This is a genomic window from Vibrio sp. NC2 (assembly GCF_025195005.1).
Taxonomy (GTDB): domain Bacteria; phylum Pseudomonadota; class Gammaproteobacteria; order Enterobacterales; family Vibrionaceae; genus Vibrio; species Vibrio splendidus.
In genome coordinates this window covers 59,803-81,811 of the sequence record NZ_JANVFC010000009.1, presented here as the reverse complement: position 1 = coordinate 81,811, position 22,009 = coordinate 59,803, and the positions used below count along the sequence as shown (strand labels likewise).

The window sequence follows — 22,009 nt, the reverse complement described above, 5'->3', positions numbered from 1 at the left end:
GGTAAAGTTTACTTAAGGTACTTAACGTGTGCTTCCATCTCTTCACCGATCTGTTTTCGCATGTTCATTAGGCGAATAGCCGAATCTCTTAATTCGATGTCTTCTGGTGTTTCTGGCACCCACTCCGGCACCTTAGTCGGGTTACCATTTTCATCAACAGCGACCATAATAACGATACAGTGAGTCGTTAGGCGGTTGTTGAGTTCTTTAGGGTCGCTGGCTTGAACGTCGATAGCGATGTGCATAGAAGATGAACCGGTATAGATGACCTTCGCACTTACCTCTACAAGGTTGCCAACATGGATCGGAGCTACGAATCGAATCCCCCCTGCGTAAGCGGTAATACAATATTTACCACTCCACCCAGCAGAACAAGCGTAGGCTGCTAAATCGATCCACTTCATTGCTGCACCACCATGAACTTTACCACCAAAGTTCACATCCCCAGGTTCAGCTAAAAAACGCAGAGTAACGTCTCGTTTACCATCTGGTCGGTTATTGTTACTGCTCATCTATCTTCCTTCATTATTATTGTGCTGTATAACATGCTTGTTACTTGCTAATAACAATATACTTAAGATGACATAAATTAAAGCGGTGTTTCTCACGATTAAGACTATTTTTTCAAACGGGTGACGAACGGATGAATATTGATGTTTAAAGGCGGTAGAGGCGAGTGGCAAACGCGGATGAAGCAATATTAAGCAGGTGCCTAACCATATTGAGTAAGAACCAATAAATGTTGAGCTGACAGCTAGAAAGGTCGATTGCAAAAAAAACACCTAGCGTAATGCTAGGTGTTTCTAAGCCGTTTGGTACTCATTGCGGTACCTTATTTTGTTTTAGCCAACTAACCGCTGTTTATCTGGTTTAGTTAAATTATTTTAGTCTTTTTACCACTAAAGTGGTAGTTAAAAATATTTGTTATTCAGCTCATTTTTACTCTTGAATAAAGTATAGATCCTTCGCGTAGATATTTCCTTTCGGATTATTGTTAGGGAAGCCTTTGAGAGTATTTCGCACTAATCGGGTGTGATTGTAATGATATAAAGGCATAACTGCTGCAGATTCGTTAAGTAGCGATTCAGCCTGCTGGTATAAAGTAAAGCGTTTAGACTGATCTTCCGTTTTACTTGCTTGCTGTAAGAGCTCATCGTAATCGGGATTGCAGTAGCCACTTTCGTTTGCCGTGTGACCACAAGTGAACGCCTCTAACAGTGCAGAAGGCTCTGGATAGTCGCCAAATGCCCATGAGCGAGCTAGCTGATAGTCGCCACTCCCTTTCGCTGCAACATAGGCTTTCCATTCCATGTTCTCTAACTCGACTTTTACGCCAAGTGGCTTCCACATCGAGGCAATCGCAATAGCGATCTTTTTGTGATTTTCACTGGTGTTATAAGTCAGTGTGAATTTGAGTGGGTTGCTCTCGTTGTATCCAGCGTCAGCAAGTAGTGTTTTAGCTTTTGTTAAACGCTGCGTGCTGTCTAAAGAATTGAATTCGGATAAAGGCGCTGTGTAGTCAGGAATATTATTCGGCGTCACGCTGTATGCTTCTGGCTCACCTTGACCTGTAACTTTCTCGACCAGAATCTCACGATTGACGGCCATGCTCAGTGCTTGGCGTACTCTTACGTCATCAAACGGTGCTTGACGTGTATTGAATGAATAAACGTAAGAACCCAGTAGAGCTTGCGCTTTGATCTGTTCAGGGCTTTCTTGGATTAATTTCTGGTAGTACTCAAGCTGAACGCGATTGGTCATATCAATTTCACCCGCTTGATAACGGATAAGCTCAGCATTTTGAGATGATAAGCCTAAATAGGTCACCTTGTTGATGACTGTCGACGTGTCATCCCAATAGTTTGGGTTTCTCTCGACTTCAACGTATTCGTTAGGCACCCATTTACTCAAAGTGTAAGCACCGTTGGTCGCGATATTTTCTGCGCGAGTCCATTGGTCGCCTTTCTCTTGAACCAACTTAGCGGGTAGAGGGAAAAAGGTCTTGATGCTCATTAAACTCATAAAGTAGGGCGTAGGTTTTGAAAGTGAAATCTCAACCGTGCGCTCATCTAATGCTTTTATGCCAAGCTCAGAGGGAGCTTTGTCTCCTGATAGAATCTCGCTAGCGTTCACGATGTTAGCCGTCGAAAAAACAAAACCCGTGTTGTTACCTGTTTTAGGAGACACAGCTCGCTGCCAACCAAAGACAAAATCGGATGCTGTGACTGTCTCACCATTCGACCACTTGAGGCTCTCTTTCAACACAAACGTCACGGTTTTGCCGTCTTTGCTGATAGACCACTCTTTGGCTTGCCCTGGGATGATTTGCCCGTCACTGTTCTCAATCACAAAGCCTTCAAACATATCATTGACGATAATGTCACCGGGCATGCCTGAGTTTACGTAACTAGGATCTAGAGTGTTGGGCTCCGCGCCATTACCACGTACAAAATGTTGTTCCTCAGCTAATAGTTCTTCAGCTAATGGCACATCAGCAGGAACAGTGGCAGCAAAACTTGAAGCAGAGGACAAAGCAAGCAGGGACGAGATGATCACAGGGATCCTTGGTTGAGTCATTGTAATTCCTTTTACAACTTAAACAGTACTCAATGCATTAAACATGAGTCGGCTCAAGGTTGCAACCACAATGAACGCGTATTAAAAGCATTTGAAAGGCTTGTGAATAAAACAACAGTGCCTACTTCGGAAGTAGGCACTGTGAAAAAAGTGAGTTTGAATATTTACCCTAATGTGAGCGTTGGGTAATGCGTTTAGCTTTGTTGAGGGAGAGGAGCCTCAAGCCTTGGTTTTCTTTTGATTTGAGCAAGGATGACACCGGAAATCACCATCACACCACCAATGATGTGGAACTGGTTAATCTCTTCGCCAAGCCATGTCGCGGCTAATACGATCGCAACAACCGGAAGCAAGTTCATGAACATCGCGCTTGAGTCAGCACCAATGGTGTCAATCGCTTTCACCCACATCCAAGGCGCTAAAATTGAAGCGGCAACCGCGGCGTAAGCTATCAATGGGATCGCTTGTTGCGGTGGTAAAAGCTGTTCGCTGGTAAGCCAAAGTGGCGTAAGCATCGCGACAGCAAACAGACCCTGAATGTAAATCACCACCCAGCTACTGATTGGCATTTTCCAGCGTTTCAATAGCACACAGTAAGACGCATAAACAAAGGCCGCAATCAGCATATAGCCATCGCCTTGAGTCAGCTCTTGATGCATGAAGAATAAAGGATCGCCTTTACCTAACATCAGAGCTAAGCCTGACAGTGACAACACACCACCCACAATACTCAAACTAGAAATCGACTTGTGCAACAAAGGAACGCTTAGAAACACACTGATCAACGGGACTAAAGACGTGATCAATGCCATGTTGGAAGCGGTTGTGGTTAAGCCGGCGTAGTAGCCTAGAGATTGGTTCAACACCATGCCCAAAAAGCCGAGGAACGCTAATTTCGATAGGTTTGGCTTAATGACAGCCCACTGCTTCATCACCGGGCGAATACAGAAAGGCGTGAGAATTAACATCGCAAAAAACCAACGGTAAAAACTCATCGCGCTAGGTTCTATGGTGCTTGCAGCAAGCTTGTTGACGATTGCATTGGCGCCCCAGATACAGACTGTAAAAAATGGTAAGAGATAATGCATGTGAATTCCGTCGCAAATGAGTTGATGCGGCTAGTTTGACAGGTCGTTATACTTACAAGTATCTTTAGAAAGACATCAGGCGCGATAGGAAGACAAGTTTGAAAAAACACTCCAGAAACCTTCACCCATCCTTATCAATTGATAAGGCACCATCCAACGTATTTATGAATTTTGAAGCGTTTCTTTCGAACACTGAAACCCGAGTTCATAGCCACTCATGGGGACAGGTTCAATTGATCAGTGGCGGTATATTAGAGATGGAAGCGGAAAGCACCCGATTTCTAGCGCCGCCACATTTAGCGATTTGGGTACCAGCCGGGGTGATGCATTGCAGTTATAACCGTAAGCCTTTGGACTACTGCTCGCTAAATATCGCCCCAGAACTCACGCAACATCTGCCAGATAAAACCAGCCTTATAAAGATCACGCCGATTGTGTCTTCTATCATCGATGATTTTCGCGATCGTGGAATCAATGTTGCGGAAAGCGAACAAGATCAAAGGCTTGTCCAGGTACTGCTTGACCAACTTGCGCAACGTGAGGTTGAACACCACTTTTTACCTTCGACCGACAATAAGTACCTCGCGCCTATATTAGCTTCTGTTGAAGAAAACCCAACCGATGAAGTGACGCTGAAAGATTGGGCTGAACGTGTCCACACCACGGAAAGAACCCTTTCTCGCCATTGCCAGACGGAGCTCGGAATGAGCTTTACAGAGTGGCGATTGCGTGTCCGCTATCTGTACTCGATGGACTTGTTAAGAAACGGCCAATCGGTCAAAGAGGTCGCTCTTACATTGGGTTATAACCAAGCAAGCCCTTTTATCACCATGTTCAAACGTTACGCGAACCAAACGCCAGAACAGTATAAGAACCGGTTGTTGTAGCTAGCTCGTGTTCCCAAAAGAACGGATGTTTTCACTAGTTAGTGAGTAGATAGACCATAAGTAAATAGATAGACCATAAGTGAATACGTGCAGTAGGAGCTTATGGAATCGCCCCTAATAGCCTGTATATTTCGTTATGTTGTTCGGTGACATCCTCATAGTATTGGTTCAATAGAGCACTGTTGCTGCCGACCTTGAACAGTATGTACGTTTCTCCATCGACCTCGAACCAATTGAACGTTCCATGCTGGTTATACGTGGTCATTGTTTTGTTTATCCTCATGAAATATACATCAGCAGCGCAAGACATGCAGACGTACATAAGCCAAAGAAAGAAAAGAAAAACCACGAGCCTAATACTGTTTTTTCTTTTCCTACCTTTTCATTGCTTTGCTGCCAACCAAGTTCACGAACCTGAGCCTTGGTAAGGTTTAAGTCTAGTCTTTCTATGTATCTGTTGAGTTCGTCATTGTGTACTGAGCTAATCATGTTCTATCTCCCCTAAGCATTTGATTGGTATTTTAGGGGAGCTCAGTGTTTGGTTAAATTAGATATTTTGTAACAAGCGTTTAGATAAATAGAACATGATGAATGGCAAAAAGCCTCCGTGGTAGAGGCTTTGGTTAAAAGTGGTTTAGTTGATGGTTATCGCGATGTATTTGTTGTCAGATTCCACCTTTATTAATACACGACTTAATACCCAGTCAACTCCATATAGCCAGATCCGGAATGAGAACCTTTAATCATGATTGGCCCCTCCCAATAAGGAACCGACAGCGGCATTTTTGCTTCTGGATTGAGCGCCGAGACTTTTAGTTCTATTTTTTGAGTCGGAATAGAAATTTGCCATTCTGTCGGGTAATCGCGTCCTTCAATTTCTGTTTGATTAATAGCAGTTAAGCTGATGTCTTGCTGCTTAATCGTTATGCCGGATCCATCTTGATTCATCAACCTCGCATGGGAATAACTGGCTTTGCCTGTTGTTGAGTTTCGAAGCTGAAATACCACCAAACTGGTTTCATCACTCAGCCTTAGCGCAAACCAATCCCAGCCTTGTTGTGAGTCGAGTAAGAACTGTGAGCTCCATTCTCGGTCTATCCAACCTTTACCGGAAATCTGATGCGTCACGCCATCAATAGTTACCTCGCCTGATACATCGATGAATGGTTGGCTGTAGTAGTAGGAAGCCACTTTGCCATCGCTACTTTTAGTGCTGTAGCCTTGTTCGCCTTGCTTTTGATAAGGCGCGTTGTTGGTTAACTTAAGCGAGTATCCAAATTGATCCGAGTTAGCGACCAATGTAGCTGGGAACAGGTCATCGGTCGTCGACGTCCATTGCCAATCATCGAGATAAACACGAAACGGCGAATCGCTAACACCCGCAATTTCAGCTTGATCGCGAGACCACTTTTCATCGGCGTAGTGCTTATCTTTAGTAGTGACGGCGCTGTGTGCCATGTAAATTTGCTGACTTTGCCACGTGGTTTGCTTAGGCTGCTTGGCTTGATTGTCGTTTTCTTGTGGGGCAGAGGCGAAGCGAAACTGTGTCCATTGCACGCCTAACGTATTGCCTTCTTCATCAATCAAGTTTGCGGTTAAATACCACCATTCATGACGAAAATCAGGGTGTGCTTGATGGTCGGCAGGGAAGGTGATCTCCACGCCTTTTAATACCGGCGTGAATTGCTCAGTCTCTTTTTGTGTTTCATCGTCGGTTTGTGTTTCTGCGCCAAGTATCGAACCCATATTTTTAGCTGATGGTTGAGTGGACTCCTCACACCCTAAAAGGAGCAAGATGCCAAGTGTGAGAGCGAAAACTCTCATTGATCGATTCATCACAACACCTCACTTTGCAAACTGGATACCACGGGTTTACTGACCAAACGCCACAGTGGAATCAAGGTCGCAATCACCGCCACTAAAATGGTGATGGCTGCGATGCTGAGTGCATCACTCCAATTCCATACGTAATTTAAGCTCCAACCAAAGGCGCGCAGGGTGACGATGTCCGTCAATACATAACCGACCATAGCGCCGAGTGGTAAAGCGATAACCAGAGTGAAGGCGACCAGAACTACGATTTGCCCGACCACAATCGCCATCAATTTTCGCTGACTAACACCGAGCGCGTACAACCTTGCAATAGCGGCTTTGCGTGCATCGAGCAACATGAAACAGGCGCAGAACAACCCTATCACCGCCACCATTAAAGTGACGCCATTAAGCGCCCGAGTGATAGCAAAGGTTTGTGAGAAGATATCTAAAGCGATCGATTTGATCTGTGCTTGATCGTAAAGCTGACTTGGGTGCAGATTGAGTTGTTGGCGTAGCTGTTCGTATACCATTTGTGGGTCGCCAGAGACTTTGATTCCCAAGCTGGTGGGTAAGTCAGTAAATCCGCTTTCGAGCCATAAATTAGGTGCAAGCAACACTTCGCCATTCGGTGAGCCGTAATCGTGGAAAATCGCCCCGACGATGAGTGTTTTGTCTTGGATCGCGTCGAGCTTGAGTTGGCTTCCAAGGGATAAGCCGAGCTTCACCGCCGTAGGTTCGCTGATTGCCACGAACTCACCTTGGTAAAAGCGCGTCCAGAAGTCATTAAGGTAGGATTGGAACACCATGGTTTGCTCAAGTGTGTCTTTGTCTTTGGTGCCGAGCAAAGTAGGTAAGCCCTGCAAGTTATCGTCGACATAATATTGCTTATAAACGGTTTCAACATTTTCAAACTGCTCTAACGCACGTTCCACATTCGCGATTTCACCTTGGGCAGGGCTAACGTAAATATCGGCATGTAAGCGCTGTTCAAGCCATTGCTTTAACGTGGATTCAAAGCTGCCGACTAAGGTATTCATTCCGATATTGGCGGTGACGGCGAGAAGCAACGCCATCATGGCAAGGGAGAGAGGGGAGATAAGTTCACGCAGCTCAGCGAACAGATATTGTATTAACCCCGATTGGGTGCGTTTTTCGCTCCAGTTCGCTAGCACGCTGAGTGTTTTGGGCAAATACAAAGGAATCGACACCACTAACACTCCGAGCCATGCCATGGTGAAGCGATGATGTTCGCTCATCCATAACCCTGCTAACGCGAGAATAGTTAATACTGACCCGATAACAAACAGCTGATTTTCGTTAGACGTTTCCGGCGCTTGATAGAAACCGCCATGGGAAGAGAGGGGTTGTCGCACTCGCTGTTTAAAGTGCTGCCAACACGCGACAAGCGTTGCGGCTAGCGTGAGTAGCAGTGCCTGCACTAACCATTGCCACTGCCATGTGCCGGGAAGCAGTGTTGCACCATAAAGTTGCTCAAGCGTTATTGCGACGGTGGGATGTAGCCAATGGCTGAGTTGAATGCCGAGAATGAAACCAAGCGACGCGCCCAGTGTGACTAAAACAGTCAGTTCGACTAACAGAGCTGAAAATACGATGCTTGGCGCAATCCCAGCTTGTTGAATTTGTACCAACAGCCGATTACGTTTCAGCAAACTGTACTTCACACCGTTGTAAGCGATGAACAGGCCAACTAAAAACGCCAACAAACTCATGGCGGTGAGATTGAGGTGAAAGCTATCGGTAATTGAACCGAGATCCGTGCTTTGGTTGTTGGGAATCCATTGTCCTTGCTCACCAATAAGGCTTTGCCATTTATCCTGAGCATTGCTGTTAGTGTCGCTCTTAGTGTCAAAAATAGCGATATAGCTCAGTTGCCCTTGTTTGTTTAGCAATTGCTGAGTGAATCCAATGTCCATCAACATTCGGCTTCCCAGTTGCCATTCATCTGGCAATACCACGACTTTGGTGAGCACTTCATCCAAAGTGAGTACGTCTACTTCTCCCAAGTTCTGGTGTTGTGATTGGCTCATCATCACAATGGGTTCACCCGCTAAGAGTTGCGGCAAAGGTAAGGCATTGTCGAACAGGGAAATGTTTGGTTCTTTGGTTTGAGTGTTGCTTTGTTCGTCGACGCGAGCGTGACGAGATCTTGAAGTGAGGGCGGCGATCAACTCACTGCCTTGAACTGACCAACGTCGACCTTGCTCGTCTCTTACTCGCCCTTCTATAACAGGTAGCGCTGCGCTTAATCCACTTTGTCTTAAGCTGAAGTAGAGCGATTCCGGCAAATAGTTTTGCCCTGCTGGTGGAATGATAAGGTTCTGCGCTTGAGTGCTAAGTTGCTCGGTCGATTCTGCATAACTGCGCTTGGCATTGAGGTTGATGGCTTGCACTGCGACAAACAAGGTGACCGCTAACACAATGCCGATCAGAATCGCTGCGGCTTGCAATGGTGATTGACGATAGTGCGCCGCGAATAGATTCAGAGTCAGTTTGGTATGGGTGAGCTGGTTCTGAGCAAAGCCAGTTTGCTTCATTGGATTACTCACAACGCTGCTGCTCTTGGGGTTAGATCTATGTTCCTTAAACAACCATCGTCTAACACCAATTTTGTCTGCATAAAGCTGGCGCATTCTGGGCTGTGCGTAACCAAAAGCACGGCAGTGTTGCCTTGTGTAGTGATTTCACTCAGCAGCTTCATAACCTCTAACCCTGCTTTTTGGTCGAGGTTGCCAGTGGGTTCGTCGGCAAGCAATAGTTTGGGTTTATGGGCTAGCGCGCGCGCTATTGCGACTCGTTGTTGCTGACCGCCAGAGAGTGCGGATACATGTCTTTCGAGTAGCTCGCTGATACCCAATGCGTCAACTAAATAATCGCACCAGTCGCTCCACTTCTGTTGATTTAAATGAAGAGGGAAGGCGATGTTTTGTTTTACGTTGAGTGGGGTTAACAAGTTGAACTGCTGAAAGATAACGCCTAGTTTTTGATGACGGAATCGGCTCCACTGTGGATCTTTCCAATTTGATGTGTTCTCGCCATCAAGCCACAACTCGCCACCGGATAGAGGCTCAAACCCCGCAATGATGTTAAGCAGAGTACTCTTTCCACTACCACTCGCCCCAGTCAAAGCCACGCTTGCCCCTGTCGCCAAAGCGAAGTCGACATTGTCCAACACGTGATGGGTATCGTTGCCATCAACAAAGCTTTTGCTGGCATGTGTAAGTGTGACAATTGGGCTTTCCATTTCCTTTCCTTATAACCAAAACTAACCATCAAAAGGTGTCGTTACTTGTGGCAATTACTGAAGCGACAAGCTCTATAAAACTGTAGACAACAATTTGAAAAAGAAAGCGATTTACATCGAATTATTAATAACTTGTACTGCGAAAAGAGGGAAATAGATCAGTGTGAGAAGGAATAAGGATGTTAGTGGGAGTTTTGAGCCACCTAGGAGGCTTTTGGGGCTGTTTATAGATAATAAATATCTATGTTAAAAATTTTCCCAATCCCAATTCATTGAAAAGAAAACGCCCCCGATTGGTTGAAGCCAATCAGGGTTAGTAAGGCCCAAGAAAATCTAGTTACTTGGACTTTATTGCGAGGATTAATTTCGCTAGGGCACCTAACAAAGCAGCGATAGCGAAAACCAATTCAGGGTTATTCATATTATTACCTATAAAGAAGCTCTCGCCTTATGTGAGAGCTTCTTCGTATTATCAACATGCATGTGAGGGAAGGCAAGATAAAGAAATGGGGCTGCTTGTGGATAACTATCTGATTTTTTTGAATTTACTAAAGGGGTAGGCGGTGTAGCCTTCAAGTTGCAAAGTACTTGCTTACAATAGTAATGAGTGTACCAAAGAGCCTGCTTTTACTTCTATTTTTCAACGTCACTTAATATGGATCGTACTCAACTTTTCCGCAATCAACGACTTAACCACGCTCTAAGCGTCGTTAAGTCGTTATTGGTTTGAGGTCAGGGATTAGTTGAGTGCTTTGATCAGAGCGATTTCGCGTTTGATCTGTTTGCTCTCTTGTCCATTAGCCTGCGCCAGTTTTTGTTCGCGTGTGGTTATGGCTGTTTGTTTGGCTTCGTCAGATTTGAACATCAGTTCTTTTACGTTGATAGAAGCGATGTTTGTGTAGCGGCCATCGTCACTGGTTGGGATTGATATGGTTTCATCATTAATCAATGATTTTACGATCTCTCGCTGTTCATTATAGCGGTTCTCTAACCCCGAAAGTGCCCATCGCTGCTGAGTTTTACCTTCATACTGACCGTTCTTTTCTTCTTTAAGATACTTGATAGTCATGTTACGGATCGTGCCTGCTTCTTCTCCATACTCTTCCTCAGTATCAAAGAGTACAGTGAACGATTCGCCTTCTAGCACGCCGCCTTTCTTGGTGAGATGACCCATTCGATAGCTATTCATACCAATACGGATTTCGGTTTCATCAGTAACCGGTGTGCCATCTGCAAACGCGAGGTTGGTGATGCGGGTACCTGCAGGTTGAGTGAGGTCTATGGTATAAATCACGCCCGCGAAGAAGTCATTGGTCGAGTATTTTGAAGCTCTGCGCTCAGGGTTAAAGCTGTAGGTTACATCGCCGGGTTGCACTGAGTTGAAGTAGCCCGCAGACCATTCCATGTAGGTTCTTAACTCTTTGCCTGTCATCTGGTAGACAGTGATTTCGCCACCTGAGTATTGGTAGTTGTACGCGATGTCTTTGGCTTTGATCGGACCAACATCGAGCTCTGCATTGTCGTTGTCTATTTGAAGTGCAATGACATTGGCTTTGGGTGCATAGAAGAAGCTCGCTTCTTGGTATAGCGCACTGATGCCTGTGTCTTGAACGTGGACTTGAGGGATACCGCGGATTTCGTTTTCAGGGACTAAATCAACGCCGGTAAGCTGAGCGACAGGTCGATTCGCCATTTCTCGGAGTTGTTTGTGATAAGGCTGGTATAAGTCGTCCATATTCTCATCAGAATCTATGCCTTTAATTTTATAAGTGAAACTGTCTTTGTTGACGAGAGTGAATGTGCCATCGCGCTCTTCAAATTGAAGATCGATACGAGATAGGGCGCGGCCATATTTGTCGGGCTCAGTAATAATAACGCCGTTCACAACGGCCTTATCGATGCGAGTGTGCATGTGACCAGCGACGATGGCATCAAGCTCTGGGTTTGCATTGGCAATGTCGGTGACACCTGTGTCAGCAATGTCATTCTCGTTCTCAATCCCCATATGGGCAACCAATACGATGGCATCCACTTTATCATCAATCTCTTTGACGATTTTCTTCACTTCCAAGGTTGGATTAGTGAAAGTGACGCCTTCTAAACGGTTTGTACCTTGCGCAAAGACCTCCGTCATTGGGGTATCCATTCCTATCACACCGATCTTAATGCCACCGCGTTCTAGAATGGTGTAACCCGGTAAGAATGGATTTCCGTTTTTGTTCTTGATGTTGCCGCCGAGAGATTGCCCTTTAAATTGGGTAACGGCTCTGTTGAGCGTTTTAAGGCCAAAGTCGAATTCGTGGTTACCTAAAACCCATACATCGTATTTCATGTGATTAAAGCCAAGCATCATTGGATCAACAGGCTCGTCTTTGAAGGTTTCTACGAAGTTGCCTTGGATGGTGTCGCCAGCATCGACAAGGATAATGTTAGATTGCTCTTTGCGGATCTCACCAACCTTAGTCGCGATTTGGCTCAAGCTACCACGAGTGTTGAGTTTATCTGCCGCGTAATCCCACGCCATAAAATGACCGTGGATATCTGAAGTACCCAGTATCGTGACATCGTGTATATCGCCATCAGCTGCAAAGGTGGGAAAGGCTAGAGAGAGTAGGATGGCGCTTGATAGTATGTGTCTTTTCATAAGTATGTTCACATCGTGGTTTTAAGTATGACGCTACCATATAGAATCGAGATTACCTTATGGGTGATCAGTGTCATATTTATAGTGATATAACTTACTGATGTTTCAAATAAATGTGATTCATGACCATCTCGTAACCACTTAAATTATGGAGAAACGCATTACAACTCTTTACTGCGTTCTCAATACTCAATTCCTTGAATCAAACTTTCTCAGTGAATCAATTTCCGTAAGCACTTCTGTCTTTGTTTAAGGTGATTGGGTTATCCCGCCATTTCCAATGCTTCTTAGCGCGGTCTTAATATTTCTATTATTAACTATGCCTTTAATTTATTGTTATGTTATAACGTAACAATAGTGTTGTTTTTGGATGTTCGGTGGGAATTTGAATAAACCTGTATTGTCTGTGCGCGGGCTCTGCGCTGATGGCTTGGCTAACTGGAGAGCCGTCTCCGACGTGACATTTGATGTGAACGATGGTGAATGCGTTGCCATCATTGGCCCCAATGGAAGTGGAAAGTCCAGTTTGCTGAAAGGCATTACAGGCGAATATAAAACCGTCGCGGGTGAGTTGATGTTGTCTGGTATTGCGCTTGGAAGCCTTGAGCGGCAGCAGATAGCCAAACAAGTCGCGGTGGTTACTCAACATGAGCATGTTGATCCTCGTTTGAGTGTTGCTGAATATGTTGGCTTAGGCCGAACTCCTCATACATTTTGTTGTAGTGCAAAAGAGCACAAACGAGCGGTTCAGCAGGCGATGGAAGATGTTGGGCTGATTCACAAAAGCCAGCGGTGCTTTGGTGAGCTATCCGGTGGTGAACAGCAACGTGCAAGTATTGCTCGCGCCTTTGCACAAGAGCCGAGGCTTTTACTCTTAGATGAACCTACAAACCACCTTGATCCTCTCGCTCGCCTCGAACTTCTGAGCCTAATTAAACAACGTGGCATTGCGTCTGTCGTGGTGCTGCACGATTTACCTTTGGTAGCGCCATTCGCCGACAAAGTCTTGTTGATGTCACACCAAAAGATGGTGGCGTTCTCAGCCCCAGATACCGTGATGCAAGACCGATACATGATCCCTGTTTTTGGATTGCGCGTTCTCACGTTCAATCATCCTAATCTATGCAGCACCATCCATCATTTTGAAGCTGCATCAACTTACTCAACTCACTTAACTCTCTCTAATCACTCTTTAATAGGAGCAGCCCAATGAAGTGGCCTGTAATTTCCAGTCTTTTGTTTCTTTTACCTTTCTCTTTTGCGCATGCGACAAGCACTCAATACCCAGTGACGGTTGATAACTGTGGGAGCCCACTGACCATTGAAAAGCGGCCCTCGCGTGTGGTTGTACACGACATCAATATGACCGAGATGGCGTTTGCTCTTGGTCTTCAAAAGGAGATGGTGGGCGTTACGGGCATTACTGGGTGGTACAAGATGTCGAGTTCGTTTGAAGAACGTTTAGGTGACATTCCTGAGCTCGCACCTAAGTATCCTTCATTAGAAACATTGATTGCTGCTGATGCTGACTTCTTTTTCGCTGGCTGGAATTATGGAATGAAAGTGGGCGGTGAAGTGACGCCTCAAACACTGAAGCCATACGGGATTGATACCTTGGTACTTTCTGAAAGCTGTATTCATACCCAGAGTCAAAAGGAAGGCGCGACAATGGATCTGCTTTATGGCGACATGCAAAAGCTAGGCGTTATTTTCGACAAGCAAGCAGAAGCCGAGGCTTTGGTAAGCAGCTGGAAAGAGAGAGTTGAAAAAGTAGCAGAAAAGCAGAAAGCATCAGGTAAGCCGAGTCCAAAAGTGTTCCTGTTTGATTCGGGTGAAGATAAGCCTTTCACCGCCGGTAAGTACGGAATGCCAAACGCAATGATTGAAGCTGCTGGTGGCCAAAATATCACTGGCAACATGGAAGCAAGCTGGGCAAGAACATCTTGGGAGAATGTCGCTCGTGAAAACCCAGATGTGATTATTCTTCTGGATTACCAATCGGCAAGTGGTGCCGATTCGTTGCAACGTTTCCTAGAAGCCCATCCGTTGATGAAATACACCAATGCGGTCACTTCTGGTCGTTATGTCAAACTGCGTTATGAGCAACTCACTCCTGGGCCTGACAATATCGATGCTATTGAGAAACTTGCAGAGGCGTTCGTTTCTGAGTGATCGGGAAGGTTGTTATATGAAAGCTTGTTATTGATAAGAGTAGTAGTCCTTTGATTTTATTTGATAAATATCGAGCAGCATGGCTAACAGGTATCACTGCCATGCTGCTCGCCTTCATGATGAGTTTACAATTTGGCTCAGTCCCTTTGTCTTTTAAGGAAGTGATTGTAGGGCTGAGCTCTTTCACTGATCCAACGCCGGATATGACCAGTCGAATACTGATCGATCTAAGGTTACCTAGAGCATTGTTAGCGGTTATCGCGGGTGCAGGGCTGGCGATGGTTGGAGCGTTGCTTCAAACCTCGACACGAAATGATCTGGCGGATCCGTTTCTGTTTGGCTTGTCATCTGGCGCGTCTGCTGGTGCGGTGTTGGTGATCACCAAAGTGGGAGACGCTCTGGGTGTTTGGTCACTGCCACTGGCTGCATTCTCGGGTGGTATTGTGTCGGCGACCGCTGTTCTGATTCTGTTTTCGATGCAGAAGAAAAAGGGCAATGACAACTTGATCTTGTGTGGTTTGGCGATCTCATTTCTATTCGGCGCCATCACGAGTTTTTTGATCTATTCAGGCGACCAGAGAGCGGCGAGTTCGATTTTGTTCTGGACGATGGGAGGCTTAGGGCTCGCACGTTGGGATAATTTGATTTTTGCCTTGGCGGGAGTGTTATGTCTGATTGCGTTAATTTTCAAGCGTTACCGGGAGCTCGATACTTTGTTGGTGAGTGAACAGACGACAAGCTCACTGGGGATCAACGTACACCGCCTACAAAGCGAGATTTTTCTCTGTTGTGCGTTTTGCACAGCGTCGATTGTATCGATGACCGGAGTGGTCGGCTTTATTGGCTTGATGGTACCCCACTTAGTACGACCATTTTCAGGTGTCACTCACAAGCGAGCTCTGCCTTTGGTTGCCTTATGGGGCGCGGTTCTTTTACTGTTTGGGGATGTGATTAGCCGAACCATATTAGCGCCACAAGAACTGCCAGTAGGTATTGTGACAGCAGCGCTTGGCGGGTTATTCGTTCTGTATCTTGTTTGGCGTAAATAGTGTGTGCTCAATTCCACCAAACTACACAGGCAGTAAGACGATCTTGCCCTCTAGGCGTGTGGTTTTCGATTCAATGAGATCAATCGCGGTTTGCACTTCATCGAATGGCAGATAGCGGTCAACGTCGAGCTGAATATCGTTTGTGATGAAGTGATCTAGCATAGTCGTGAACTTTTCACGGCGAACATCTTTACCTTCCGCTTCTTCCCAATAACGTAAGAAGAAGGTGCTGAAATCGATGTGTTGGCTTTTCGCGTACTCAAAGAAGCGTGGCTCGTAAAAATCCAACGACAGCGTCCCATAGTTGATAAAGCGCCCGTTGTTGCCAAGGGTGTGGATAAGATCGGTTCCGGGTGAGCCGCCAATCGCATCAAAGGCAACGGTTGGCATAGGCAAGTCTAACGCCTTAATTTGAGAAACTAGATCAGCGTTCGCATCTAATATCCAGTTGGTGGTAGTTGGGTATCGTTTCGGTTGTGATGTAACGATAATGATTTTGAAGCCGAGTGATACTGATAATTGCGAAAAGATCTTACCTATGGCTGAACTGCCAGCGTTGATGATCAACACATCTTCTTGGTTCAGCTTGGTTACCTCTGTCGTTAGCACCCATGCGGTTAGCGCATTAATGTACAACTGACAGGCGTAACCATTTTCTAGATGCTGAGGAATTTGGAACAGATCATCTGGTGATACATCGACATAGTTCTGCCATGTTCCACTGGTTGCCACAAGCACACGCTGGTTTACTGCAAACTCAGCATTGCTGGATTCTATAACCCTTCCTACCGCTTCAAATCCCGGTACTCTCGGCGGCTGGTGGCTATGTTTGTATTGGCCCACACCATAAATCGACAACAGATCACTAGGGTTGATGTTAGTGGCTTCAATGTGTACGCGAACTTTATCTTTGTCTAGTGCCCCTAAAGCGACATGTTCTAACTTGAGAGATTCTTTTGGCTGACCGAAACGGAACTGGCTAATTCGGGTATTTTGCTTAGTGTCAGTCATAGTTCGGATACCTTTATGGGTTATGAGTACTGCATTGATTTTAAGTGTAGCGTGTTCATAAACAATCTTGGGTCGGTAATATTGCTCAACATCGATGTTGTTGGCAATCGATTGTTCAAATTGAAATTAGTTAACCAAAAGTTGACCAACACCTATCTACAATGATTCCTAGTTTAATAACTAGGAGTTAATAAAGATGAACGTGCCTGAAGTAATGTCTAAGTGGAAAACATTGCTGGCTCTGACCATGGCCTTGTTTGCTCTTAAGTTTGATCTACTTCTGATTTGGGGGCTATTTTGCTGGTTTTGGGGATGGGAAAATCTTCGCGCAAAAGAAGCCTTCTTTGTTGAACGTATTGAGCTAAAAGAACATCCAGTTTTGTTTACCTTAATCATCATCAGTTGGTTTGTGATGGGAGGGGTATATTTCTATATGGACAATAGAGTCTTTGAGTTTTTTAGCTCTTTGTAGCAAAGCAAAATTTAATAATTAGGATACGTTATGAAAATCTATTTAATTAAAGCGTCTGCTGGCAGCGATTACTCAAAATACAAAGCCTCTACGGGGGGACCTCCACAAAACATCTTTGCCGCCGCTGCTGCGACACCAAAGTGGTACAAGTTAGATATGGTTGATGAGACCATAGGTGAAAAAGCCGACCTTTATAATGATGCTGATTTGGTGGTGATATTTATGTCGACTCCAGATGCTTATCGGGCTTACGAGCTAGCTTCTAAATATAAGAAAAAAGGCAAAACAGTCATACTCGGGGGGTTACATACTCAGTTTAACCCTTCAGAAGCGGCAGTATATGCGGATTGTTTGGCGATGGGAGAAGTTGAGAACTACTGGGTTCAGTTACTACGTGACGCAGAGTTTGGTTCGCTACAGCCTATTTATGAAAGCTCCGAGCCTGTCGATCTCAGTATGCTCAATCCATACCCAACAAATATCATCAATCCTGAAGCGTACAATTATACATGGTCAGTAGTTGTGACAAGAGGTTGCCCATTTAAATGTAACTTCTGTTTAGTGCCAAGGTTCTTTGATAAGTTTCAGAAAAGGCCAATCGAAAATATCGTCAGCGAGTTAGCGGATCTCAAGACATTAGGTATTGAGTGGGTTGAGTTACACTCCGACAATCTCACTCATGACCGTGAATATGCTTTGGCACTATTTAAAGCCATTGAGCCGCTTAACATGAGCTTCTATGGGGAAACGACAGTCTTGATTGCTCGTGACACCGAATTGCTTAGTGCTGCGGTGAAGTCAGGGTTCAAAGCTGTATTATTAGGCATAGAAACGCCATCTGAAGAGGCTTTAAAGGCTCAGAAAAAAGGCTTTGTGAAACCATCTAAAATGAAAGAGTACATCGCTGAGATAAGATCTCATGGTATTGAAGTATGGGGAGATTTTTTGTTCGGTTTTGATGAACATGACACTTCTATCTTCAAACAAACGCAGAAGTTCGTCGAAGATATCAAGGTTGATAAGGTGATCCCACACTACATGATTCCGTTTCCCGGTTCGGAGTCTTTTAATCAGCTAGAGCGTGAAGGGCGACTTCTTACTAAAGATTGGTCCAAGTACGATGGTAGCCATCCGGTTTATCAGCCCAGTCGTATGAGCGTTGAAGAGCTAGAGGAAGGCTTGTATTGGATTTGGAGAAAGAATGCGAGCTTGAAAGAACGAGTTTTTGCATGGTTCAATTAAAATTTGTTCTGGATACATGGAATGAAAATCGCGAAGGTTCATAAATAAGTTTTACTATTCGGAATCCCTGACTGAGTCAGTACACTTTAAAGGCTCCATGTGGAGCCTTTGCATCAAGTCTTTGACGTAGCGGTGAAACCCCGCGATCAAAAGCCATAGCTTTGTTTGATTGGATCGCAGACTAGTTTATATTTAGCATCCGCAGCTTCTTTCCCAGCAAATTCTAACATCGCTTCTGAATAACCCATTGCAGTGCCGAACTCTTCCATTATATAAGGATCTTCTTTGACACTCACTGTGCGATCTTTCGATAGCTCGACAATAAACTTAGCGTAATCTTGGTCTTTATCTAAGCCTGCAGCCCAACCAAAACAGTGAGCCGCATCTTGCTTAGGGAATTCGTTAAAATCTTCACCATTCACTTCGGCTAAAGCAGCACCCGAAACAAGTGCTGTAAGTAGTGACATGCTAGTAATCAATTTTTTCATATTGCTTATCTCGAATATTGAATATGAAGCTATCTTATTGCGAGCGCTATGAAATAAATGTGAACATATTTGTTATTATTTTCAAGTCATGTGACTTTTGATGTAACTGTTTTAATCGTTTACGAGCACAACATCGATTTCAAATGCAGCGTGTTCATAAACAATCTTGGATCGGTAATATTGCTCAACATGGCTGGTGTTGGTAAACAGTCATCATCAACGTAGTCGACATAGTCTGCCGCCGAATCAAAGATCAAAATATCCAAAGCCAAACGATCCAAGCCATATCGGCCTCGGTGGATCATATCCGCTGAAAAAACCAATAAGTCACCGGCGGCTAATGGTATCTGCTTACCACCAGAGATGTCATCGCTGCTCACTTTGCCGTTTTCTTCTTGGCGAACATTGTACTCTTCTTCGTTGTCCCAACGCTTGTGTGTGCCAGGGATAAGTTCCATACCTGGCTCATCAAAAATGGGCACTCGCAGATGCAATACCTGGGTTTCCATGATGACTTTCATTTGGTCATCAACGTCGTAGTCGTATTGACAGTCACGATGCCAGAAGTCTTTTTGTTGCGGATTTACTGGGTTGAAGAACAGCTGTGTATTCATGAATGCCGGTTTGTTCGGAATCACCGCATCAACCACGTTCATCACTTGTTTCGAGCTGATGAAGTCGAAAAGCACGCTTCTATCGTCGGTGAGCAAATATTCGCTTCCCGTAATTAAAGACGAGTTAAATGCTTCTTCTTTATAGAATTCTTCGTTGTCTGCTTTCCATGATTCATGGAATTTCAGCACGACTTTTCTAAGCGATGCAATTTGAGCTTCATCGAAATAATTTCTGATAACAAAGTAACCATGTTCGTCGTAACGGTCACTTAATTGTTGGCTGTTTTCTACCACTGATTACCTTCGTTCATTCTTTGCTGTGCAATAACCACAGGCTTCTTGGGCGCATAATGCCAGACAGTCGTCATTCAACCAAGCAACGAGTGCAGAAGCCTGTAGATTCCGTGATGCTATGGAGCCATGTGTGGGCGAGTTTTACATGCCTATTCAGATCATGGACTCATGCGACAAGAATCTCTGCATATGTGATCTATCCCTTATTTTATAAAATACAAAGATTCATATAGTGAATGTTTCTTTGGTTTGTATGATTATTAACCATGTTGTGATTTGGTTTGCGTATGGAAGATAGAAAATCATGGATGGTTTTTCGCTGGATATGAGAACACTTAATTTTATTATTATTTTGTTCTCTTTCATTTACTGTATTGGCTTATTGTTATTTCAATTCACTCAACAGCCAATTAAAGGGCTTTCAATCTTTTCCATTTCAATATTTGTTATCGGAACTGGGCCGTTGATGTTGAGCCTAAGAGGGGAGTTCCCTGATTGGATCACCGTTATTGGTGCCAATATGGTCATTGCGCTTGGTTTTCATCTCGCCTTGTATAGCTTATGTCTGTTTCGAGAATACTCTCTCAAATGCACCTACCTCAGTAGTCTAATGATGTTGGCTCTTTTGCCATGTTTTATTTACTTCACGTTCTATGAGCCTTCCATAAAGGCTCGAATTATCCTCACTAGTTTATATCTGGCTTTTGTGACTCTTTGCACTGCCTTTGCGGTATTAAAGGGCCTGCGTGATGACTTGACTCTAGGTATTCGGATGATGGCCTTGTCATTTACGATATATGGCGGGTTTATGGTTTTTCGAGTCGTGGTGACACTATTTTCCGCTGAGCTCCAGGATTTCATGGCGGCCACTCTCATTCATCAACTTGCCTTTTTAGTGAGCATCGTTCTTATTGTGTCGATGAGCTTTACAATGCTTTGGCTGATTAACGCAAGGTTGCTTAGTTCTATTCACGAGCTCTCCTACAGCGATCCTCTAACGGTACTGGGAAACCGCAGAGCATTAGATGAGATGGTTCCAGTTATCATGAAGCAGGCGGAGACTGCGCCTGTCAGTGCCATTATGATGGATATTGATAATTTTAAGTCGATCAATGACCAACACGGACACATTGTAGGTGACCTCGTGATCAAGTCTTTTGCTGAAATGGTTCAAAGTGCGATAAAAACATCGTCCAAAGCCAGTGCGTTTCGTTTTGGCGGAGACGAGATAATGATTTTATTGCCTAATGTCGATTTTCAACAAGCTCAGGTTATTGCCTGCAAGTTACGATTGTCTATTTCAGAGGTATCAGCAGTACAAGAACATGAGATGTTTTTGACATCGAGTTTTGGTGTTGCTCAGCTTCATCCGCATGAGAGTTGGAATGGGTTTATTAGCCGAGCCGACAAAGCGTTATATCAAGCGAAAACAAACGGTCGCAATATGACTTCAATTTGTCCTAGTCATATTAACGAGCTCGTCATTGCCACATAACCAAGACCGCTGCGATAGAAAGCAAAATGAGCGCAAGAATGTCTTTGCGCGCGATGCTTTGCCCTAACCAGAAGTAGGATATCAACACCATGAAGATCACTTCGACTTGCCCAAGCGTCTTTACGTACGGCACGGCTTGAAGTGACATTGCGCTAAACCAACCCAGAGAACCGATAACACTCGCTAGGCTAGTCATGACGACCAGTTTAGATTTCTTGAATATCAGGCGCAGCGTGTCGCGTTCTCTGAAAAAGAGATACGTACAGATAATCACTGTCTGAAGGGAAATGACGAGGAACAGCACCCATGCGGCGCTATGAGGGAAGGGCAACCCTATGCTCAAACTTGCTTCACGTACCCAAAGAGACGTTAAAGCAAAAGCGGTACTACACGTCATACCTAACAAAAATACTTTCGGAGACAAACTTCGCCAACCAGAAGAACTACTCATGATTAGTACGCCTAACGTGCCAATAAGCACGCCGACCCAACCTGTTAGTGTCAAAGCAGTACCAAAAAACAATACGGATAATACAGCAGATACGGGGGCTTCACACTTGGCTAAGCCTGCTCCTATCGCATAGTTTTCGAGCTTAAATAACATCACCATTAAACCCGTCGCGAGGATCTGCATAATGGCTGCTGCAATAATGTAGAAAACAAACTCACCCGAAAAATCAGGTGTGGATACTGGCTTCCATTGATAGAGGGCGCACAGATAAATTAAGGCGATTGGGCCTGCCCAGATAAAACGCGCCAGCGTCACACCAGCAACACTCATGGTGCCACTTAACTTGCTTTGAAAGGCATTGCGCCAAGATTGGCTGAAGGCTGCGAGAAGAGTAAAGGCTATCCAACTAAAAGACATGACGCGTCCATGTGTTATGTAATTTGATGGT

General features: G+C 44.8%; 19 protein-coding genes. 7 read left to right on the top strand and 12 right to left on the bottom strand.

The features are described 5' to 3' along the window. Positions 1 to 8 precede the first annotated feature (8 nt). From NX845_RS13655 to NX845_RS13645, 3 genes are all read right to left on the bottom strand, one after another. Entirely contained in the window at positions 9 to 512 is a 504-nt protein-coding gene (locus NX845_RS13655; protein WP_004732005.1) for an acyl-CoA thioesterase, read from the bottom strand. A gap of 427 nt (positions 513 to 939) precedes the next feature. Next, the gene (locus NX845_RS13650) at positions 940 to 2,577 is read right to left on the bottom strand and encodes a peptide ABC transporter substrate-binding protein (protein ID WP_065682265.1); all 1,638 of its coding nucleotides are present in this window, start codon (positions 2,575 to 2,577) and stop codon (positions 940 to 942) included. A 194-nt stretch (positions 2,578 to 2,771) separates the two neighbouring features. Beyond that, a complete protein-coding gene (locus NX845_RS13645; RefSeq protein WP_004732002.1) occupies positions 2,772 to 3,665 on the bottom strand; it encodes a DMT family transporter in 894 nt (297 codons plus the stop codon). Positions 3,666 to 3,763: 98 nt separating this feature from the next. Between NX845_RS13645 and NX845_RS13640 the strand changes: the two genes are divergently transcribed. Continuing rightward, entirely contained in the window at positions 3,764 to 4,552 is a 789-nt protein-coding gene (locus NX845_RS13640) for a helix-turn-helix domain-containing protein (RefSeq protein ID WP_017084827.1), read from the top strand. 279 nt (positions 4,553 to 4,831) lie between these two features. Here the strand turns inward: NX845_RS13640 and NX845_RS13635 are convergent, their stop codons facing one another. The 5 genes from NX845_RS13635 to NX845_RS13615 form a co-directional block, all read right to left on the bottom strand. After that, complete coding sequence (locus tag NX845_RS13635; RefSeq protein ID WP_065682267.1) at positions 4,832 to 5,041, bottom strand: hypothetical protein; 210 nt, start codon at positions 5,039 to 5,041, stop codon at positions 4,832 to 4,834. A gap of 204 nt (positions 5,042 to 5,245) precedes the next feature. After that, on the bottom strand, positions 5,246 to 6,388 hold the full coding sequence (locus tag NX845_RS13630; protein ID WP_065682268.1) for a lipocalin-like domain-containing protein: 1,143 nt from the start codon (positions 6,386 to 6,388) through the stop codon (positions 5,246 to 5,248). After that, positions 6,388 to 8,922: an ABC transporter permease gene (locus tag NX845_RS13625; RefSeq protein WP_260256934.1), complete on the bottom strand. Its 2,535-nt coding sequence runs from the start codon at positions 8,920 to 8,922 to the stop codon at positions 6,388 to 6,390. Before NX845_RS13625 ends, NX845_RS13630 begins: the two co-directional genes overlap by 1 nt. An 8-nt stretch (positions 8,923 to 8,930) precedes the next feature. Further along, positions 8,931 to 9,629 carry an ABC transporter ATP-binding protein gene (locus NX845_RS13620; RefSeq protein WP_017064268.1) on the bottom strand — a complete coding sequence of 233 codons (699 nt, stop codon included), beginning with the start codon at positions 9,627 to 9,629 and terminating at the stop codon, positions 8,931 to 8,933. A gap of 739 nt (positions 9,630 to 10,368) precedes the next feature. Continuing rightward, positions 10,369 to 12,273: a bifunctional UDP-sugar hydrolase/5'-nucleotidase gene (locus NX845_RS13615; RefSeq protein ID WP_260256915.1), complete on the bottom strand. Its 1,905-nt coding sequence runs from the start codon at positions 12,271 to 12,273 to the stop codon at positions 10,369 to 10,371. A 370-nt stretch (positions 12,274 to 12,643) separates the two neighbouring features. On the opposite strand from NX845_RS13615, the gene NX845_RS13610 reads away from it, so the two are divergent. The 3 genes from NX845_RS13610 to NX845_RS13600 all read left to right on the top strand — a co-directional run bounded on the left by NX845_RS13610 (position 12,644) and on the right by NX845_RS13600 (position 15,494). Then, positions 12,644 to 13,486 carry an ABC transporter ATP-binding protein gene (locus NX845_RS13610; RefSeq protein ID WP_102451097.1) on the top strand — a complete coding sequence of 281 codons (843 nt, stop codon included), beginning with the start codon at positions 12,644 to 12,646 and terminating at the stop codon, positions 13,484 to 13,486. Next, positions 13,483 to 14,445 (top strand): ABC transporter substrate-binding protein, encoded by a 963-nt coding sequence (locus NX845_RS13605; RefSeq protein WP_108110702.1) that lies wholly within the window; start codon positions 13,483 to 13,485, stop codon positions 14,443 to 14,445. The genes NX845_RS13610 and NX845_RS13605 overlap by 4 nt, the downstream gene beginning before the upstream one ends. A 101-nt stretch (positions 14,446 to 14,546) precedes the next feature. After that, positions 14,547 to 15,494, top strand: coding sequence for an iron ABC transporter permease (locus tag NX845_RS13600; protein WP_017081412.1), 948 nt, complete (start codon positions 14,547 to 14,549; stop codon positions 15,492 to 15,494). A gap of 21 nt (positions 15,495 to 15,515) precedes the next feature. On the opposite strand, the gene NX845_RS13595 is transcribed toward NX845_RS13600, so the two are convergent. Beyond that, positions 15,516 to 16,505: a zinc-dependent alcohol dehydrogenase family protein gene (locus NX845_RS13595; protein ID WP_102446864.1), complete on the bottom strand. Its 990-nt coding sequence runs from the start codon at positions 16,503 to 16,505 to the stop codon at positions 15,516 to 15,518. Positions 16,506 to 16,701: 196 nt separating this feature from the next. On the opposite strand from NX845_RS13595, the gene NX845_RS13590 reads away from it, so the two are divergent. Beyond that, positions 16,702 to 16,977: a hypothetical protein gene (locus NX845_RS13590; protein ID WP_076649390.1), complete on the top strand. Its 276-nt coding sequence runs from the start codon at positions 16,702 to 16,704 to the stop codon at positions 16,975 to 16,977. 30 nt (positions 16,978 to 17,007) lie between these two features. Continuing rightward, entirely contained in the window at positions 17,008 to 18,219 is a 1,212-nt protein-coding gene (locus NX845_RS13585; RefSeq protein ID WP_076649392.1) for a radical SAM protein, read from the top strand. Positions 18,220 to 18,365: 146 nt separating this feature from the next. Here the strand turns inward: NX845_RS13585 and NX845_RS13580 are convergent, their stop codons facing one another. Further along, positions 18,366 to 18,707, bottom strand: a complete 342-nt coding sequence (locus NX845_RS13580; protein WP_017081414.1) for a hypothetical protein — start codon at positions 18,705 to 18,707, stop codon at positions 18,366 to 18,368. Positions 18,708 to 18,826: 119 nt separating this feature from the next. Continuing rightward, the gene (locus tag NX845_RS13575) at positions 18,827 to 19,615 is read right to left on the bottom strand and encodes a phytanoyl-CoA dioxygenase family protein (RefSeq protein WP_102446863.1); all 789 of its coding nucleotides are present in this window, start codon (positions 19,613 to 19,615) and stop codon (positions 18,827 to 18,829) included. Between the two features lie 304 nt (positions 19,616 to 19,919). Here NX845_RS13575 and NX845_RS13570 point away from each other — a divergent pair, with 304 nt between their 5' ends. Beyond that, on the top strand, positions 19,920 to 21,110 hold the full coding sequence (locus NX845_RS13570) for a GGDEF domain-containing protein (protein ID WP_260256914.1): 1,191 nt from the start codon (positions 19,920 to 19,922) through the stop codon (positions 21,108 to 21,110). Here NX845_RS13570 and NX845_RS13565 read toward each other — a convergent pair. After that, positions 21,097 to 21,978, bottom strand: coding sequence for a DMT family transporter (locus tag NX845_RS13565; protein ID WP_102446861.1), 882 nt, complete (start codon positions 21,976 to 21,978; stop codon positions 21,097 to 21,099). The genes NX845_RS13570 and NX845_RS13565 overlap by 14 nt on opposite strands. Positions 21,979 to 22,009 lie beyond the last annotated feature (31 nt).